Below are 17,979 nucleotides of genomic sequence, written 5' to 3' on the forward strand. Positions count from 1 at the left end.
CAGGCGGCGGGAGAGAGCGATCGTCAGGTAGCGGCTGGTCTGTCCTGAGGGCGTCACCCCGGCGATCCAATGGTCCACCGCCGACTTGTTCGTCCGCAGGGAGTCGCCTGTCTCGGCCGCGACCTGGCGGACTGACTGGGCGAGCGCCGCATAGGTCCAGCCCGACTCCGCGATGGCGTCCCGGAGCCTCGCGTTCGGTAAGCGCCCGGAACGCTGAAGTGTTCCGGGCGATAGCGGCTGCGCCCCTGGCCCGTGCTGTCCCCGAAGCCCATGACCGCGCGGTGGCGGCTCACTCCTTCGAGGGGTACGCGGCCGGGGACGTACGGCGCAACCGGGCCCGGCTTGAGACCCTGAGGCTGGGGCTCGCAGCATCGGCGGATGAATGCGCAGCGCCCTGAAGGCGCCCCATTAGGTGTGTGAGCAGCGGGATTTCGCGACTGTCGGCCACGTGTACGACACCGTCTGTATGCTCACGCCACGAGACCGTATCGGGCCGGACCACCACACCGTGATGGAGTCCTACCGTGCAACTCCGCTGCGCGCTTCTTGAGTTGCCGCCGGAGAACGCGCCGGGCTCCCCGCGCGCCGGTCCCGCTAGCCGTTTTCGGGGAGGCAGCTTGCCTTCTTCTCCTGAAGCAGGGGCATCAGGCCGGTCCCGGCGTCTACAGCTGCTGTAGGTGGGCGCTGGCCCGGGGGCTCTGGGGCCGCCCGCTCGCCCAGTCGTAAGGTGACGGCGCGCCACGCGTGTTGGTGGCGCGACATGGAGGAAGGGGAAGCCATTCAATGAGGACGATCGTGCCGCTCGTCGCACTGTGGGCGGTCACGGCCGCGGTCACCCGGTGGTGCTGGAAGACATGGCGCCGAGGCAATGACTCTCTGTGGGCCGCCCGATGGGGCTCGATGGGCTGGACCCTGCTGATCGGTGACCTCGCGGTCATGACGACGCTCGCCGCCCTGAACGTCGTACATCTAGTGACCGAGACCGTTAGTGTGGTCCTGCTCCTGGCGGCCGCCGGGTGCGCGGTGGCCAAACCCGTAGCCACCCGACGGGCCGACACCTCCACCCGATCCCTGCGCAGCGGACTCGGTCTCCCCGTTGCCCGCCCCTTGTGGCGCCCGATGACCGTGGGCGCCTGGTGGCTGGCTGGCGGCACCGTGTCCATGGCAGCGTGGCTGGTCAGCGATGCGTTCCATTCCGGCCACGACGCTCCCCACCCTGCATTTGACGCACCGGGTGGATCGCCGCTACCTCAAGGCTTCATGGCCGCCGGAGTCGTCCTGACCTTCCTCGCTCTGGCACACTGCGCCATCCAGGAGGAACGGATCCGCCGCGAGCAGCGGCGCGTACGCGCCGCCGAACAGCACTACCTCACTCACAATCCGACCTCAGAAGCCGATCACCCCAACTAGCGTTGGCCTTCCGCGTGCCGTCCTCGGCGCGGGCCTTGGGGGCTTTGGGGCCTGGTGCCGCCACGGTGGTCAGGCCGTCGCGCCAGGGTCGCTACGCATCGTCGAGGACTGTCAGGCTGATCCCCATCCGGCTTCTTCTGCCAGGGCGGGCCAGGCCAGGTACACGGTATGGCCGGGGGTCAGCGGGGTCGTCGCCGGTCGTTCGGGATCCAGGACGCCGCAGAGTCGACCGCGTAGGTTGGTTCGGATCCTCTCTGCCTCCCATGTGCCGATCTCCCTCGCGAAATCCTTGAAGGTCTGTCCGCACGCCATAGACCACAGCAGAGCCATGCCCTCGTCCGGGAGGCGGCCGGGGTGGTGGGGTCGTGGGTGGTCTACCAGGCGGTGGCGCAGCGCGAGAGCGACAAGGCCGGCGCGGGTGGTCCGATGGCCGACCCGTTTGATCAGTTTGCGGACGCACCACGACACTTGGTCGGGACTGACGGCGAGTGCTTCTGCGATGGCCCTGTCCGTGCTGCCGATGAGGAGGAGTTGTAGGACCTCTCGTTCTGGCGTGCCGAGGTCCGCGAGCCCTGCGGGGCACGTGTCGTCGAGGACTCCGGGGGGCTTCGCCCGGCAGAGGCGTGCGTGGTCGTAGTGATCAGAGGCGCCGGCAGGTCCGCCGTGGGGTGTCTCCGCACGGGTGGGAGCTGTACGGGCTGTCTGTCTGCTCACGCCGAGCCTTGCGGCAACGGTTGGTTCGCTGGTGTCGGTCTTGCTCTTACCACCGGTTGCGCTGGCCGCTTGTCTGCCGGGTGCTCGGTAGTCAGGCGGAGGAGGGTGCGGCAGTGGCGTGCGAGGTCGCGTACAGCGTCGTGAGCGAGTTCCGGGTCTCCGGGCAGGGCGGCCGTGGCCTTGTCCTGGATGAACAGGAGGGCGAGTGCGAGTAGTTCAGCGGATGGGTTGCCCTCGCGGAGTTCGACACTGATGCGTTCGGCCATGGTGGAGGCCAGGGGGCGCAGGTACGCGCGCAGGCGTTTGTGCCGGCGAGCACTCGTTTCCGGCGACGGGACAGCGGAGCAGCGATCGAGGATGGTGTCGATCGTCTCGGTGATGTCGTCGGTGTCCAGCGGCGTCGGTGTCCCGGGCGTGAGGCCGCCAGTGGGGCAGTGGAGCTGTGGGGTGTGCGCGGGAGAGATGGAGAGTGTCACGGCTCCCTCTGGTCGAGCTCGACCCAGAAGACCGACTTCTTGTCTGCGGTCAGGTCGTGTCCGAAGCGGACATTAGTGCTGGTGAGGGTGGCGAGGAGTCTGGTGTGGGCTGTCTCGCTCAGGTCGTCGGGCACGTCGGCCTCTATGCGGATCAGATCGGGCGTCTCATCAGTGCGGGGGGTCGTACCGAGCTCGGATTTCAGCATCGAAGCGAGCGCTGTGGCCGCGGCACTCCCCGACGACTTCACAAGTCCCCCCGCACACCATCGATTACCTAACGTAGTGCTGATGCATTAGTTTGTTCCTAATGCATTAGCTTGTCAATGGAGGCCAGCAGCCGTCCCACCACTGTCGTTACGAGCACTACGGAGATCCCCGGATGGTCCCCGACGAGCCGCCGCCCTATCTGAAGGTCGCCGACGATCTGCGCCGCAGGCTGGCAGCCGGGGAATGGGCCGTCGGCGACAAGCTGCCTTCCCGGGCCCAGCTCGCCGCCTACTACAAAGTCGGCCCTAACGTCCTCCAGAAGGCGCAGGAGCGCCTGATCGTCGAAGGGCTGCTTGAAGGGCGCTCGGGTTCTGGCACCTATGTGCGGGCGCCCCGGGAGCGGCGGCGCCTGGTGCGCTCACGCCACCGGGAGCAGCGTGGGATCAGTCCGTTCAAGGCCGACATGGCCGAGCTAGGCGTCAACGGCAGTTGGGATGCCCACTCAAAGGCCCGCACGCCCGCCCCGGACGGCATCGCGCAGCGGCTCGGCATCGCCCCGGGGGACCTTTGCGTACGCACCGCTTACGAGTTCCTCGGCGACGGCCAGCCGGTGCAGACCTCTGTCAGCTGGGAGCCCATGGCGATCACTGGTGATACGCCGGTGTTGCTACCGGAGATGGGGCCGATGGCCGGCAAGGGGGTGGTCGAGCGGATGCAGTCCATCGGGATCAGCGTCGATGAAGCAGTCGAGGTTCCCCGGCCCGCCCGTGCCACTCAGGCGCAGGCCAACCTGCTCGGCATCAGCCTCGGCGACCTCGTCCTGGTCATCGAGCGCACCTTCTACGACTCCGACGGCCGCCCCGTGGAAACCGCCGACATCGTTGTTCCCGATGTCCGGTGGGAAGTCGCCTACGAGTACGGCGTCCGGCCCCGTACCGAGTAGTTCCGCTCAAAGGGCGTCGTCGGCTTCGGGGCCTGCGCGAAATGACAGGCACCCCTGTAAGCGGCTCCTGCCGCGAGGTGGCGCAATCAGGCAGCCGACTGGCGGCCCGAGCCCAGGGATCGGTGGAAGCGCCTGCCCGTGGGCCCTGCAACCATCCGTGCTATTGCCGGGCGAGTCCGGCCGGGTCGATCTCGAAGAGGAACGGGGCCTCGATCCGGGTGGCGGTCCCGGGGAGCGCGATAACGGTTTCCGTATACCGGCCGCTGTCCAGTTCACTGACGATCAGGCGGGGTGCCGGGTCGAATTCCAGGCGCCAGTAGTGCGGGATCGCGGCCTCCGCGTACAGCAGGGGCTTGAGCTTGCGGTCCATCGTCTTGTTGCCGGGTGAGACCAGTTCGATGACCAGTTGGACCGCGTCGGCGTCGATACTGACCTGGTCCTCTGCGGTCGCGCCCGCGTCGGCGATGACGATGTCCGGCACGACCAGCCCGGAGGGCAGCGTGACGTTGATGGCTTCGAGTACCTCGACCGGGGCCGCAGCGGCCCGTACCGCGGCGTCGAGGGCGACATGGAGCCGGAAGCTGGCGCGCTGGTGCCGCAGCCCGGGGGCGGGAGACATCACGAGTGACTCCCCGAGCAGTTCGTAGCGCACGGTCCGGTCTTCGGGCAGGGCCAGGACGTCGGTGACGGTCCAGGGCCCGTTGTGGTGCGTGAAGCTGGCAACGCTCATTCCTTCCACCTCCTCATCGCGTGGCACTGCCCAGTGTGGCCTGCCAGGCGGCTGGCGTCTTGGGGCAATTCCACGGTCCACCGGGTGGCGGTGTCCGGTTCAGCCGCCGTGGCGGCCCTGGGCCAGGTCGCGTCGCAGGTCGTCCAGGGTACGGCCGTCCGGCAACTGCCACAGGGTCCAGCCGTTGATGACGTTGCCGGTGATGGCCTCGGCGGCCTTGGACGGGGAGGGGAAGACGGCGGCCTGGCCATCGACGATGAGTTGGCCGTCGCTCGTGACCACGGCGCGCCCCTGGCGGCCTGCCCGTCGCTGATGGAACGCGAGGATGGTGCCCTCGGCGAGCAGCCCCGCCTTCATGAGCTCGGCGAGCGGTCCATGGGGGGCCGCGGGCGCGGCAGGAGAGCTGTTGCGATCCCCTCCGCCCAGGGAGAGCGTGACGTGGACGGTGTCGTCGCCGCCGGCCTTGACGAGGTGAGCGAGCACGGCGGGATCGAAGTGGATGCTGAGTGTGGGCATGTGCGGCCTTCCGGGTCGGTGCGGAGCCGGCGGCCGGCCCCTTCCTCCTGCTGTTCGCTTCTGACACCAGGTACTGAGAGCTTATATCTGCTTCCATGGCCAGTGGTAGAGCAGTGCTCATGGGGCCGCAGATCAAGAGCATGTAGCGGCGCACAACCCCCTATCTCCCGCTGCCCAGCCTAGCCCTGGTGTGGATCGTGATGCAGAGCGAGACCTCCGGGCAGGAATATCGCAGCCGTGATGTAAGTTCTTCTTAACTACTGAGCTTCGAAGATGTTTCGAGTGGTTGGGGGACTTGGTGAGAGACAGTGATGTCGTGCCGGTGGTGCTCGGCGACGACGAGCACCAGGACATCCTGAACAACCTGATCCTGCCCGAGTGGACGCGCGGCGCGGTCCGCCAGGAGCAGCCGGTCCTGATCGTTGTCGCCGGACCTCCGGGCAGCAACAAGACGGGCGTCGCGGACGTGATCCACGCCGTACTTGGCCGGCGTGGCGGCGCGGTACGGATCGGCTCCGACCTCTACAAGCACCGCCACCCCCGCTACACGGCGCTGGTCGTGGAGGACGACCGGACTGCGGGGATCCGGGTGCGGCCCGACACCCGCCGGTGGCAGGCCGAGGTCGAGGAGTACGTACGGCGCCATCGGTTCGACGCCGTGGTGGAGAGCGCCGCGGCCGATCCCGACCAGTTCCGTGCCGACGCGCTCGCCTACCGGGCATCCGGGTACCGGATCGAGGTCGTGGCCGTCACCGCGGCCGAGGCCCTGACCCAGCTGCGAGCGGTCAGCCGCTACCTGAGGGAGCGCCGCCATGTGTCGTGGGAGAACCACGACGACTGCGCCCGCGGGCTGCTGGAGACCCTCGCCATCATCGAGTCCGAGCAACTCGTCGACCAGGTCACCGTGGTGCGGCCCGGCATCGACTTCGTGTACCGCAGCGAGGTGGTCAGCGGAGCGTGGTTGGGAGAGCCCGCCGCCGCGGTGAGGGTCGTGCAGACCGAGCGCTGGCGGCCGTGGTCGGCCCGGCAGACAGCCGCGTTCAGCACGGAGCTGTACGAGACCCAGGAGCAGGTCCACCAACCGCAGGTGACGCGGGATCAGCGCCTGGTGGTGGCCGGGCCGATCGAGCGGGCTCGCGCGCTGGCCGAACCGGTCCGCAGGATCGCCCAGGTCCGCCCCGATGCCCCCGGGGTCCACTACCACCAGTTGTCGCGGGGCGAACACCAGTGGCTCTACGACGAGTTGATCGCGCCGTCATATCTGGACGGCGTCACCGCCCAGGAGGAGCCGGTGGCGGTGATCGTGGTCGGCGAGCCCGGCGCGGAGGTGAGCCGGACCGCCAACCTCGTGCAGCGTGCGATGGGTAGCCGGGCCCCGGTCCGTTTGGTCTACCAGGATTTCGAGGCGTTTCACCCGGACTCCGAGCAGGTGTGTTCCGAGCATCCGCTCAGCGACGGGGCAGAGATCCGTGCCGATGTCGAGGCGTGGATGGCGAGGATCGCCACGGCTCTCCGAGGCCTGCGTGCTCATGTGATCGTGGAGAGCTTCCCGGGCAGCGTCCAGGAAGTGCTCGGTGAGGCCGAGTTGTACGGCTCGGCCGGTTTCCGGGTTGACCTGGTCCTGCTCGGCGCGCGTGCAGCCGACAGTCGCCAGGCCACCGCCCGCATCCACGCCCGGCTGCAACAGCGAGGGGTCCCGAGCCGCTACACCTCGCGGACTCGCCACGACCAGGTCCGTCACACGGTCGCTCAGCTCGCACGGATCGCCGAGACTCACCCCGCCATTGCCTCCGTGCTCGTCCTCGGGCCGGACGGCGACGCTGTCCACCGCAACGAGCGGACCGCCCGTGGAGGACTGACCAGGCCGATCCGCGCGGCAGCGGCGCTGGGCGGGGCGCGGGTGAAGCCCTACACCCTGACGGAGGCGAACCGCTTCCTCACTACCCACCGCGCCCTGCGGGCCGCGCTCCCGCAGCATCGGGACGACCTCCACCGCACCCTCGCACTCGCCCACCCGCTGATGCCCGCCGCACTTCGCCCGCCCTCCCTCCCCTGCCCGGCGCGGCCGCTCTATCTGCCCGTGCCGCTGCCGGGGCCGCTGTGGGGAAGGGACGCCGAGCCACCGAGTCATGGCATGCGCGGCGAGCACGAGCGCTCCCGGCATTCCGGCGCGTGTGAGAGGGCCGGCACGTGACCTACCGGGTGCCCCTGCGCCTTCGCCCTTCCGGCGGGCCCGCGGTGGCCGGCACCTGGGAGCCCCCGGGCATCACGCAACTAAGTCCTCGGCCAGGCCGGCTCCTTCGGCGGTCACCCCACCGTGATCATCACGTTGGCCGAACGGCCTGACGACGGCCGGGAGCTGGTCTTGAACACCCGGACGAAACAGGACGGTCTCCAGCGGTGGCTCCACCTACTCGGCCCCCAGCTCGCTGAGCCGCGTCGTGTAAAGGGCGGTGATCCGGGCCGCCTGGCCCGGATCGGCGAGCAGCGCCTTCTCGTCCGCCTTGGCCGCCTTCACTGCGGCCGTCAGCTCCTCGATCCGTGCCGCATCAGGGCGCGCGGCACGCCGCTCCTCAAGGATCTGCTGCGTGCACCCGCGGATGAAACGGCGCAGCACCGCCCGGGCCTCCTCGAACGCGTCCCCCGCGTATCGGGAGTCGTCCGGCTCGGAGGCTCCCGGGGCGGCTTTCCCGGAGGGAATCCGACCGGACGTGGACTCGGGTTCGTGCACGGCTGCCACCTTGCTGTTTCGGGAAGGAAAGGGCCATTGTCCGCCAGTTGTCGGCCAAAGCATGGCGGTGGCGGCCACAGCGTTCCGCGATGGCGCGGCGTACGGTGCCAACGCTGCCTACAGTGGGGGCAGTTGATCTTCTACAGGGGGTGTCGTGGCCGAGCGGGGCATGGATCTGCGCACGCTGTTCAGCACGAACGACCGCGCTCTGCGCGCGGAGGAGGCGTTCACCAACCGGCAGGCCCAGTGGCAGATCATCGCCGAGGCGCTCGCGGATCACCTGCACACGATCTCGTCGCCGGGCTTCGACGTCGAGGACCTGGAGGCGGCCCGCCGCAATGTGGTGGCACTCCACGGTGTCGGCGGCATCGGCAAGACGGCGCTGTCCCGGACCATCGAGGCGGCGCTCGCCGACACCTCGCGCCGGCCCGCCCAATGGGGCGCGCCCTCCTGGCCGGAGCACGTGCGGATTCTGCCCGTCCGGATCGACCTGGCCCGCTCCGAGGGGATCGACTTCGAGCGTGTCGTGTTGCTGCTCCGCCTCGCCCTCGCCGCGACCGGCCGCCCGATGCCCGCCTTCGACTTGACGCTGCGACGCTATTGGGAGGCCGCCCACCCCGGTGAGCCGCTGGAGGAGTACCTGCGCCGCGGCGGCCTGCTCGCGAAATTCGGGAAGGCGCTGCCCCAGCAGATGGAGGGGGTGCTCGGCGAAGTCGCCCAGGCACTGCTGCTGCCCGGCGTTGTCGGCTCCGCCGTCGGGAAGGTCACTGGAGCGCTGGTCACCGCGCTGCGCGAGCGGCGCCAGGCCGTCCGCGCGCTCGCCGGATGTACGCGCTTGGCGGACCTCCTGGAGGCCGAGCCCACTCTCGACGCGCTCTCCTTCTACCCGCACCTGCTGTCCTGGGATATCTCCCAGCTTCCAGCCAAGGAGCGGGTCGTGCCGGTCGTGCTGTTCGACACCTGGGAGGAGATCGGCGACCGCACCCACCGCGACCTGGAGCGGCTCTTGCAGCGGGTCGTCTGGCTCATGCCGCAGACGTTCTTCGTCATCACCGGACGCGCCCGACTCCAGTGGGGCGACGCCGGCCTGGAGGGTCAGCTCGACTGGACTGGACCGGCTGCCTGGCCCGGACTCGCCGCCACTCCCCTGCCGTCCCCGCGCACCGCGGCCGCCCGCTCTGCGGCACCGGCCCCGGGCGGGCAGATCCTGATCGGTGACTTCAGCCGCGAGGACGCCGACGACTACCTCGCCCGGCGCCTGACCCGCGACGGCCAGCCCCTGATCGAGCCCGCGATCCGGGCTGTGATCGCGGAGCGCTCACATGGGCTTCCCCTGCACCTGGACCTGTCCGCGATGCGCTACCTGGAGATCCGCCGCTCCGGCCGGACCCCGCAGCCCGACGATTTCGCGGCCGACTTCCCGGCCCTGGTCGCCCGCACCCTGCAAGACCTCACCCCCGACGAACGACATGTCCTGCGGTCGGTGAGCCTGTTCGACTCTTTCGATCTCTCGCTCGCGACCCAGGCCGCGGGCCTGACGCACGAGGCGCCGGCGCTGCGCCTGGCGGAGCGGCCGTTCATCCGAGAGAACACCTTGTCCCGGTGGCCCTTCAGCCTCCACGCCTTGATCCGCTCCACCATCCGGTCCGCCGACGACCAGACCGATGACCGCTGGTCACCGCGCGACTGGGACCACGCCGCCCGCCGCGCCTTCACTGCCCTGGGCGGGCAGTGGACCGCCCACACCGGACGCGACCGCCTTCTGCTGACCGGTGCCCTGCGCCAGGGCCTCGCCATCGCCCGCGACTTCCGCCTCGACCTGGACTGGCTCGCGGACGCCACCTGGGCGTATGTGGCCGACGAGATCTGGGAGCCGATCGCACTACCCTCCGCGCCCGAGCCGACCGGTGATCCGGCGCCGCTGGCGACGTCCGCCGACGCCCTGGTGGAGACACTCAGCGCCCTCGCCCGCCGCCAGCACGAGCACCGCGAACGCACCATCACCCGCCTGACCGCCGTCGTCACCGCCGATCTGCTGCCCGCCGACCTGACCGAACTGGCCGTGTACTACCTGGCCAAAGCCCATCGCGACCTTGGCCACTCCGCCGAATCCCGGGCCGGGATGCAGCGCGTCGCCGACGGCGGAGGGCAGCTCGCGCCCGCCGCACGACGCGGCCTCGCCCACCTCGCCCGCCTCGACGGGGACTTCCCTGCCGCTCTCCAGACCGCGCAGAGTCTGGGCTGGGAGGGCCGCCGGCACCGCGTCGAGGGCGACGTTCGCTGGGTCCAGGGCGACATGACGGGCGCGATCGCCGCCTACGAACGAGCTCGCGCGGAGGCCGAACAGCACGGAGTGGCCGGCGAACGAGTTACCGCACAAGCCCAGCTCGGCTTCGCCACCGCCTTTGCCGACCCCCACCGTGCCGCCGTCGAGCTGGAGCTCGCCGAGCAGCTCCTGGCCGGCGCCGACCTGCGCGCCACCACCATCACCACCCACATCGCCGCCCTCATCCAGAACGCCGGAACCAGCGCCGGCCTTGAGGACCGCGCCCAACGGCTACGCACCGAGATCAGCGTCGCCGGCCTCGACTCCGCCCAACTCCCCACCCTCGAACTCGCCCTCGCCTTCCACCACGCCGTACGCGGCGATCGCGACGGCGTGACCGCCGCCCTCTCCCGACTCCACGACCTGGCCCAGGGCGGCGACTACGCGTACTACCCCGACATCGCCCGCTTCATGGCCGGCCTGCCGCTCCCCGAGCCGGGCTCGGGCGCACGCTGGCTCGACGGCCAGCAGGTCACGCGCGACCGCTGGCGTGCCCTGGTCACTGCGCGGGCTGATCATCTGAGGATCCCCCGATAGGCGGCGACCGAACGTCCCTGCGCATCCGCCGCGGCCCTTCCTGTGGGCTTGACCATCGGTGAGACCCCGAACCCGCATCATCGACGGGGTCAGGGCCTCCATCACCAAGGTGGTCAGGACGCGAGGTCCCCAAACCAGGGCCGTCGACCCCTACTTCGGACTGTTCTTGTCGGTCGGCGGAAGATCGAAAGTGTCCGTGTAGTCGGTCCAGTTGTAGAGCCACTCCTTGCGGACTGTCACCTTGTTGGACCACGGGAACAAGCTCTCGGCCAACCCGATGATGCGGTCAGCCATCGTGTTCAGCGCCTTGTCGACGTCGGCGCCGCGGATGTTGACGCCCTTCAACGTACGCGGCACGTGGAACTCGAAGCTGATGCGAAGTACACGAGGTGTTCCTTCGGTTTCTGACATGGCCCCTCTGTCATGGGAAGTTCTCCTTCTCACAGGGTCTGGCTTATCTCGTGAGAAGTCAACTCTCTTGTGAAGACTGCCAGTTGGCTGACGCTGCCGTTCGGTTGGTGGCTCGACGGCCGAGGAGGGTGAAGGGTGTGAAACGGCCGGCCACATGGTGTCCGTGACGGCCGGGCGGCGCTCGCCACACCTCTCCAGCCGCGCCTGGCCGAGACCTCCTCACCGGCCTTGGTCTGCAGCGCGCCCGCGTCCGCGCGCTCGCCCCACGGGCAGAACGCCTTCGTCCCGCCGAGTACGACTTACACCAGCTCACGCTCGACGATCGCGACGAGAAGCTTCTCCGCCTTGAGGCCGCCTTCGACCGGGCTCGCCTTCGCTGCGGTCCCGGCATCGCCGGGACCGCAGCGACCTTCGGGTGATTGCGACCGCGAGTTCTCGGCACGGGTCCGAATGATCGCGAGTGCACGCCGTACGGCAGGTGAGACGTCGCATGCCCTCGGAAGCGTTCCGGTCGGAACGTTTCCTCCTCTCGCGTTCGAGGCGGGTCAGCGTGTCCAGGAAGTGGTTCGACCGAACCACTTCCTGGACACGCGCTTGGCGCGCTAGGCCCCCTGCCCGGCCGCTACAACTTCGTCGTCGGCGTCCCGGTAGCCGGCGCCCTGTGCCCGCTGTGCGATCCGGACGCGCCCAAGCTGGACGAGGACGACGACGGTGACGAGGGCGGGTAGTTCACCCGCCTACCTGGACTACGGCGTCGACAAGCGGAGTGGTCAGGCGGTGGCGCATCCGGCAACCGCCAGGGCTTCAGTGATGATGTCCCTCTCGGTTGTCGTCAGGGGGCGTGTGTTGTCCCAATTCGTTGTTGGGATCCCAGCCGAACAGTGCCACAGGGCCGCGGGTCTCGGGGGCCACTTCGGGCGGGAATCCGGCGACGTGGGCCAGCACCGTGGCGGCGTACGGGTTGGGTGTACTCGTCGCGCAGGACCAGCACGCAGTCGGACGTGACGATCCGCAGAGATGCCCCGTCGGTCAGGGGGCCGCGTGGCATCGGTCGGGCGTTCCGGCGGTGGCGATCTTGTGACCCCACTCGGCACGGCCATCAGGGTTGATCAGGATGTAGACGGGCACCTGGGTGTTGACAGCGAGTACTCCCCTCTGTCCAGTCCGCACCGGTCGGCGGGCCCTGGAAGTACAACGACTGCTTCCCCGGCCCGTACCTGTCCCACTTGCCTGGACAACCCGCTGCTGGCTCGCTTGGCCGACTGGCGCGGCCGGCTTACTACGCGGCGTACGGATCGACGATGGTGTGGGGGCGGCGGGCGGTGGCTAGAACGTCCTGGGGAAAGCGGGGTCCGGCGGTGTAGTGGCGGCCCTTGGTCTGGCCGATCGCCGTGAGGACCTGGGCCTTGGTCAGGGCCTGAAGATCACGGGTGGCTTGCTGCGTGTTGATGGCTTCAGCCTTCTCGTAGCGTGAGCGCCGGACCCGGCCCGTCATTGCCACCTCGTGCAGGGCGGTCAACTGCCGCTCGCTGAGACCGAGTTCGTCCATGACGTCCATGAGCTGCATCCAGCAGCCGTTGGAGCGGTCCACGCGGAACTGAACACGCTGGGCCTGCTGGTGGTAGGCGAGGAGGCTGAACTTGATCCACGGCAGGGTGTCGCGTTGGGGGGACCAGACGGGGCCGCCGACCTCGCGCAGCACCTTGTAGTACTCCCAGGTGTTGCCCGGCATGCCCAGCCACTCCTCGATTGAGGAGAACTCGGGGGCCAGAACGCCGCCGCGGGCAATGAGGAGGGTCTGCAGGGAGCGGGACATCCGCCCGTTGCCGTCCGACCATGGGTGGATCTTCACCAGGTTCAGGTGTGCCATCGCCGCCCGGATCAGCACGTGGTGGTCGAGGTCGCCGTCGTTCAGCCAGTCCACGAACTCGCCCATCAGATGGGGCACGAGGTCCTGGTCGGGGCCTTCGTAGTCGGTGGCGAGCTCGTCGCCGGGGGCGGTGATGCGGATGGAGGTCTTGCGCCACTGCCCGGCGGTCTTCAGCGGATGGTGGTGGCCCTGGAGCATCCAGTGCAGTGCGTTGAGGAGTTCCTTGTTGTAGCGGAAGTCGGCGACGTCGTGCAGCGACTGGATGTACGTCATGGCCTGCTGGTAGGCGAGTGTCTCCGCCTTGTTCTCCTCGCTTGCCTCCACCCCTTCGCGTTCGCCGTCCATCAGGTCGGCCACGTCGGCGGCGTCCACCCGGTAGCCCTCGATCGTGTTGGAGGCGGCGATCGCGCTCGCGGTCAGCGCCTTGCGCAGGTCGAGGGTCCACTTCATGGGGGCCTGCTGCACCGCATGGCGCAGCCGGTCCCGCATGGCGTCGACCTGCTCCAGGACCTGGAGGTCGACGGGAGCGAGGCGGGGCATCGAGTACAGCATGACGCAATGATACCTAGCTTCTATCATTCACGCTCGGTTGTTCCGCCCGACGTTCCGAATCCTCTTGAGCCGCGCCCGGACAGCGATACGCCGGTCTGCCGGCTGCGGCACGTCCTCGATGGCCTGACGAAGCGGACGGAGCCACCGGGCGTAACGTGAGGGGGCACCGCAGCTGAAAGGCGTAGGCGAGCCTGCCGCTCCCGCGGTAGCGGGTTCCGCCCGGTGGCGCTGGGCGGCATCCCCTACCTGTTTATCGGGGAAGAGCGGCCCGCCCCGCCTCCAGGGCCTCGCGCAACGCCTGGCCGAAGGCGTCCGTGACGGACTCGGCCTGCGCAGCCATGCCCGCGACCTCCTCGACGGCATGCTCATCCCCGGCGGTCCGCGCCACCAGGTCCAGCACTTGATCACTCCGGTCACTAAGGTACTGGATCTGCTCGAGCTCCGCGTACCGCGCGTCCGCCTCCGCGCTCTGCTGCGCGTAATTCTCCAGGGCCCGTACCCGGCAGGTGACCCCGTGCAGGCTGACCTCCAGCGCGCGCCGACGGTCGCGCAGCACCCTGATCAGCGCGGCGCCCTGTGGATGGTCAGGTTCCTGACGGCACAGTTTGCTGTACAGGGCCAGCGACGACGCGATCTCCCACAGTTGCGCGGGGAGCATGTGCTCGTTCGCGGCGCGGTCGATCAGGTCCTCGCGGTGCACCCGGGATTCCATGATGACGTGCTGGGCACGATGGGCACGGTGCAGCAAGTCCCAGGCGTCGTCGGTGAGTTCGTCGACCAAGACGTAGTGGCCGTGCGCGTCAGCGAGTGCCCTGAGCCACCGGTTGTCGCTGGCGCACTCCATCGCGGCGACGAGGGCAAGCACCCCGACGAACAGGGCGAGGGCCATCACTCCGGGGTACATGTACGGAACTGCCCTCTGCGCCAGGCCCCGTGCCAGGGCCTCAAGGGCGAACGGGTGCCGGACGCTCGACGGGGCGGCGGCTCGGTCCAGTGCGTACAGAAGCAGCGCACCGGTCGCGACCGGGATGCTGCCCTTGAGCAGCACCGCCAGGGCGGGCCGAAACGGCGAGCGCAGCCGGGGACGGGGGACGGTGTCCTCGCCGGCAGGGGTGAGCAGAGCGTGGGGCGCCAGCAGCACCAGGGTGCGCTGGCGGTGAGGCAGGCCAGGATCGATGATCCTGTCGGGCGCCGGAAGCACGTCGTGCGGTGGCTGCTCGGTCACTGGTCGCCCTCTCCTTGACGCGGGTGGGGGGATGATGCGGCGGGGCAGCCGAGCTCTGAGTCGGCAGTACCCGTCGGGCGCGGGATCCGGCCCGACCGGTCCAGCTGCTGGAGATGGTCTGTGGCCGCGCGGTACGCGGTCGCGGCCTGGTGCAGTGCGCGGGTCGCCTCCTCGATCAACGCATTGGGCAGGAGCTCCCGTTCCGGTGCGCTCTCGACCGGCTGCGCCATGGTCCAGGTTGTGGCGCTGTCCCATCCGGTGCGGGTGATGCGGCGGTCCCGCTCCTGCTTCGCGGCTCGGGTCTGAACAGCCTGGCAGGCGAGTTGGGTGAACCGGTCCTCGCAGGCAAGGAGCCACTGGCGGACGGGGGCTGCGGCGGGCTGGGTGAGCACCCCGGCGATGTCCCACAGCAGGTGATGGCCAAGCTCGACGGCCCGGGCGAGTTCGGGAGTCTCGTGGTCGTCTGTGGCCTGGATGATCTGGTGGCAGCCAATGAAGCGCTGCATCTCCCGCACACCGGCTTCGTCCTGGACGATCCGTGCGCGCACCCGGGCACGCGCGTCAAGGCGCCCGGGCACATGCTCGGCGAGTGCCGGGATGAGCAGCATCAGGGGCACCCCGACGTCGGCCGGCAGTCCCTTGGCCATCGCCGCGCCCACACAGGTCAGCGAGAGGATGGCGGCGAGCACGGTGGTGCTGGTGACCCAGAATCGGTAGCGCGCATCGAAGTAGATCCGCAGAGGCTGACGCCGGGTGAGCCAGCGGCCGGCCAGCCGCGCGGCACGGGACGGCCTCGGCGACAGCACGGCGATCTGTAGCGGCACTACCGGCGCGTCCTCGGCCAGCGGGGCCGGCCAGCGCAGCCATCCCCACGCGGTTCGCTCGTCGATCCGGGTGAGCTCCTCCCCGCGGTGGCCCTCCCGGCGGTAGCCGGGGCCTTGGTCGAGGGCCCCGGCTGCGAGCCGGGCCTGGGTCCGCTGGAGTTCACGGTGCCAGCGCCCGGGCTCAGTGGCGAAGGGGCGCAGCTCCGGCTCCGGCAGGGGGTGGTGGGGTTCGGTGGTCATGATCTCCTCGGTCCGCTCGGAAGGGGCGTGCGTGTGATGGAGGGTCAGGTGCCGCTCGGCGCCGCCGGATCCCACGGGGAAGCGGCGGCAAGGGTGCAGGGGGTACAGCGGCCGTCGCTGCCTGGGCGGGCGCGACGCGGGGTGGGTCCTGTGCAGGTGGTGCACAGCGGCCAGTTGAGGCAGGCCGGGCAGAGGTCTTCTCCCGGTGCCGGGCCGGGGTTGCCGCAGGCGGCGCATTCGACGAGCACCCGGCGGGCGACGGCCTCAGCCGGGGATCGGCCGGCGCCGCCCGCCCCGGTCCGCTCGTAGACGGTGAGCCCGGCGGAGTGGGGCGTCGGGGTGCTCTGGGCGGCGCGGAGCCGGGCGGCGATGATCGCAGCAACCGACGTACGGACCGGGTGGGGCAGCGGACGGTCGGCGATGACGTGCTCGAGCTGCTCGGCGCTCCAGCCGTTGTCCAGAAGGGCGGTGGCGATCTGCCCCTGGTCGCGGAGCGCCGATCCGGTCAGCAGCAGGTTCGGGTGCCGCATCCCGATGGCGAGCAGCAGCCGGACGCCCGCGGTGGACTCGATCCGGTCCGGCGCCTCGGGCGCCTCGGTGGGGGCCGGGGTGTCGTCGTTTTCGCGCGCGGGCGCGGTACGGACGGACGGATGGACGGGGTTGGTGTTCTGCTTGTTGGTCTTCTTTCTCTTGGTGTTCTTTGGTGCCGGATCAGCCAGAACAGGGTTATCCAATGCTGGATTTCCCGTCATTGGCTGCGACCTGCGCGTTTGCGGCAACAGGACGGTGGAGGCCGCATCCCCCAGCAGGTCGTACAGGTGCGCGGGCATGTCGGTGATGGCATAGACGGCTTCGCCGAGCGTCCCGTCCTCGTTCCGCTCACGGTCGCGGGTCAAGTAGCCGTGCTGCTCCAGCTCCTTGAGGCCGCTGTTGACCGCGTCCCGCCCATCAGTGGCGCACCTGGCGAGCTCGGCCACGGTGACCCGCCAGCCGTCCCGGTGAGTGGAGATCAGCCCAAACAACCCCTTGGCCTTGAAGCTGATCCGCGGGTCGCGGAAGAGGGCGTTGGAGATCTGCGTGAAGCGGTCCCCGGCCATCGTGCCGCGCCGGATCCCCGCCCCGTAGCCGCTCATCGCGAGCCTCCCGCCGACGGCACGGCAGGTCGGCGGGTGCCGGAACCCGTAGTCGGTGAGGCGGTGATGTCCGGAGCGAGCGGCGAGGCGTCGTGCGCATGTTCCATGCCTTGAGTCCACCCGCGACCTCCGACCGGAACGCCGACCGGATGCCCCCACCAGGCGTCACGATCCGATGACGTTCGACGCCGGGCGCCATGGAGGGACCGGTGGAGGGGCCCCTCCACCGGGAGTGCGCACCGGAGGGGCCCGCTGCACGGGTGACTTCCGCGCCCGTCAGCCGGGCGAGAAACATGCGCGGGTGTCGCATCCCACGGCCACGGGCCACAGCCCGAAACGATTCCCTGTCCCCTGCCTCGCAGAATCCCTCACAGAACGGGCACCGCGATGACGAGGCCCGTCGCCCCCGTCCACGGGCGGACCAAGTTGGCGTGAGCATCGACTACTGCGCTACGCCTGCGTCGCGGCGCTCACCTCCCTCCTCGATCGCCACACAGGCACGGTGGTCCTGGCCGACGGCGGCTGGGTGAGGCCGACGCAATCACTGGGGACTGTGAAGCGGGACATACGGCGGGGGCACCGTATGCCGGGATCATCGCGGCCGGCAGCGTGTACCGGATCCCTCCCGTGTGGTTGAACCAACTGTCCGTGGGGGCGGGGTTCTGGTGGTGCCGGTCGCCACGCCGTTCGACACTGCTCTGCTGCGCCTGGTGGCCGACGGAACGGCGGCGCCACGGGCGGTTCGTCGGCGCGGCGGCGTTCATGCTGCTGCGCGCAGAACGCGAAGCCGAGCCGTGGTCGACCTACGGTCTGGGGCCGGCGCCCCGACTACGGAGTGACGTTCTTTACGGACAGCGCCGAGCAGGATCTGGTTCGCCCTGACCGGCCAGCCCGGGCGGTGCGCACTCGCGGGTGATCGAAGCGCCCCGGTCGCCACCGGTCCATCAGTCGCGCTGCGCACCGCTGGATGCGCAGTGGACCGGCTCGGCTTCCTCGCGGCGGGTTTGCGCACTCGGTCGCTTGCTCTCCTCACCATGCGCAGGCCCCTTCAGCTCAACGGCCTGGCCGGAACCCGGGCGGGTGCGCATCGGCCCACGGAGCGAGAAACGCGCACCGTCCATGGACTCCTCGGGC

General features: G+C 69.7%; 14 protein-coding genes. 4 read left to right on the plus strand and 10 right to left on the minus strand.

Annotated features, from left to right (window positions below; genetic code table 11):
* The first annotated feature begins 783 nt into the window (after positions 1–783).
* A complete protein-coding gene (locus N4G70_RS32145) occupies positions 784–1,410 on the plus strand; it encodes a hypothetical protein (protein ID WP_261716308.1) in 627 nt (208 codons plus the stop codon).
* 710 nt (positions 1,411–2,120) lie between these two features.
* On the opposite strand, the gene N4G70_RS32150 is transcribed toward N4G70_RS32145, so the two are convergent.
* Both N4G70_RS32150 and N4G70_RS32155 read right to left on the minus strand, forming a co-directional pair.
* A complete protein-coding gene (locus N4G70_RS32150; RefSeq protein ID WP_261716309.1) occupies positions 2,121–2,600 on the minus strand; it encodes a DUF6415 family natural product biosynthesis protein in 480 nt (159 codons plus the stop codon).
* Entirely contained in the window at positions 2,597–2,806 is a 210-nt protein-coding gene (locus N4G70_RS32155; RefSeq protein WP_261716310.1) for a hypothetical protein, read from the minus strand. Before N4G70_RS32155 ends, N4G70_RS32150 begins: the two co-directional genes overlap by 4 nt.
* A gap of 173 nt (positions 2,807–2,979) precedes the next feature.
* On the opposite strand from N4G70_RS32155, the gene N4G70_RS32160 reads away from it, so the two are divergent.
* A complete protein-coding gene (locus tag N4G70_RS32160) occupies positions 2,980–3,750 on the plus strand; it encodes a GntR family transcriptional regulator (RefSeq protein WP_261716311.1) in 771 nt (256 codons plus the stop codon).
* Between the two features lie 160 nt (positions 3,751–3,910).
* On the opposite strand, the gene N4G70_RS32165 is transcribed toward N4G70_RS32160, so the two are convergent.
* Positions 3,911–4,480, minus strand: a complete 570-nt coding sequence (locus tag N4G70_RS32165) for a Uma2 family endonuclease (protein ID WP_261716312.1) — start codon at positions 4,478–4,480, stop codon at positions 3,911–3,913.
* Between the two features lie 99 nt (positions 4,481–4,579).
* Complete coding sequence (locus N4G70_RS32170; protein WP_261716313.1) at positions 4,580–4,996, minus strand: DUF4357 domain-containing protein; 417 nt, start codon at positions 4,994–4,996, stop codon at positions 4,580–4,582.
* Between the two features lie 298 nt (positions 4,997–5,294).
* Here N4G70_RS32170 and N4G70_RS32175 point away from each other — a divergent pair, with 298 nt between their 5' ends.
* A complete protein-coding gene (locus tag N4G70_RS32175) occupies positions 5,295–7,190 on the plus strand; it encodes a zeta toxin family protein (protein WP_261716314.1) in 1,896 nt (631 codons plus the stop codon).
* A gap of 216 nt (positions 7,191–7,406) precedes the next feature.
* On the opposite strand, the gene N4G70_RS32180 is transcribed toward N4G70_RS32175, so the two are convergent.
* Positions 7,407–7,727 carry a hypothetical protein gene (locus N4G70_RS32180; protein ID WP_261716315.1) on the minus strand — a complete coding sequence of 107 codons (321 nt, stop codon included), beginning with the start codon at positions 7,725–7,727 and terminating at the stop codon, positions 7,407–7,409.
* Positions 7,728–7,881: 154 nt separating this feature from the next.
* Between N4G70_RS32180 and N4G70_RS32185 the strand changes: the two genes are divergently transcribed.
* Positions 7,882–10,590 carry an ATP/GTP-binding protein gene (locus N4G70_RS32185; RefSeq protein ID WP_315904319.1) on the plus strand — a complete coding sequence of 903 codons (2,709 nt, stop codon included), beginning with the start codon at positions 7,882–7,884 and terminating at the stop codon, positions 10,588–10,590.
* 150 nt (positions 10,591–10,740) lie between these two features.
* Here N4G70_RS32185 and N4G70_RS32190 read toward each other — a convergent pair whose 3' ends face one another.
* From N4G70_RS32190 to N4G70_RS32215, 5 genes are all read right to left on the minus strand, one after another.
* A complete protein-coding gene (locus N4G70_RS32190; protein WP_261716316.1) occupies positions 10,741–11,001 on the minus strand; it encodes a hypothetical protein in 261 nt (86 codons plus the stop codon).
* Between the two features lie 1,279 nt (positions 11,002–12,280).
* On the minus strand, positions 12,281–13,423 hold the full coding sequence (locus tag N4G70_RS32200; protein ID WP_261716317.1) for a Fic family protein: 1,143 nt from the start codon (positions 13,421–13,423) through the stop codon (positions 12,281–12,283).
* 250 nt (positions 13,424–13,673) lie between these two features.
* On the minus strand, positions 13,674–14,648 hold the full coding sequence (locus tag N4G70_RS32205; RefSeq protein ID WP_261716318.1) for a hypothetical protein: 975 nt from the start codon (positions 14,646–14,648) through the stop codon (positions 13,674–13,676).
* Entirely contained in the window at positions 14,645–15,712 is a 1,068-nt protein-coding gene (locus N4G70_RS32210; protein ID WP_261716319.1) for a hypothetical protein, read from the minus strand. The genes N4G70_RS32205 and N4G70_RS32210 overlap by 4 nt, the downstream gene beginning before the upstream one ends.
* Positions 15,713–15,756: 44 nt before the next feature.
* A complete protein-coding gene (locus N4G70_RS32215; protein WP_261716320.1) occupies positions 15,757–16,845 on the minus strand; it encodes a helix-turn-helix domain-containing protein in 1,089 nt (362 codons plus the stop codon).
* Between the last annotated feature and the right edge of the window lie 1,134 nt (positions 16,846–17,979).

This window comes from Streptomyces sp. ASQP_92 (assembly GCF_025399895.1).
In the GTDB taxonomy this organism is placed as follows: domain Bacteria; phylum Actinomycetota; class Actinomycetes; order Streptomycetales; family Streptomycetaceae; genus Streptomyces.

What these genes read in the sequence shown, in the direction of transcription:
- N4G70_RS32145 (WP_261716308.1), top strand. Translation starts at nt 784, where the DNA reads ATGAGGACGATCGTGCCGCTCGTCGCACTGTGGGCGGTCACGGCCGCG.
- N4G70_RS32155 (WP_261716310.1), bottom strand. Translation starts at nt 2,806, where the DNA reads ATGCTGAAATCCGAGCTCGGTACGACCCCCCGCACTGATGAGACGCCC.
- N4G70_RS32165 (WP_261716312.1), bottom strand. Translation starts at nt 4,480, where the DNA reads ATGAGCGTTGCCAGCTTCACGCACCACAACGGGCCCTGGACCGTCACC.
- N4G70_RS32200 (WP_261716317.1), bottom strand. Translation starts at nt 13,423, where the DNA reads ATGCTGTACTCGATGCCCCGCCTCGCTCCCGTCGACCTCCAGGTCCTG.
- N4G70_RS32215 (WP_261716320.1), bottom strand. Translation starts at nt 16,845, where the DNA reads ATGAGCGGCTACGGGGCGGGGATCCGGCGCGGCACGATGGCCGGGGAC.
- N4G70_RS32190 (WP_261716316.1), bottom strand. Translation starts at nt 11,001, where the DNA reads ATGTCAGAAACCGAAGGAACACCTCGTGTACTTCGCATCAGCTTCGAG.
- N4G70_RS32210 (WP_261716319.1), bottom strand. Translation starts at nt 15,712, where the DNA reads ATGACCACCGAACCCCACCACCCCCTGCCGGAGCCGGAGCTGCGCCCC.
- N4G70_RS32170 (WP_261716313.1), bottom strand. Translation starts at nt 4,996, where the DNA reads ATGCCCACACTCAGCATCCACTTCGATCCCGCCGTGCTCGCTCACCTC.
- N4G70_RS32160 (WP_261716311.1), top strand. Translation starts at nt 2,980, where the DNA reads ATGGTCCCCGACGAGCCGCCGCCCTATCTGAAGGTCGCCGACGATCTG.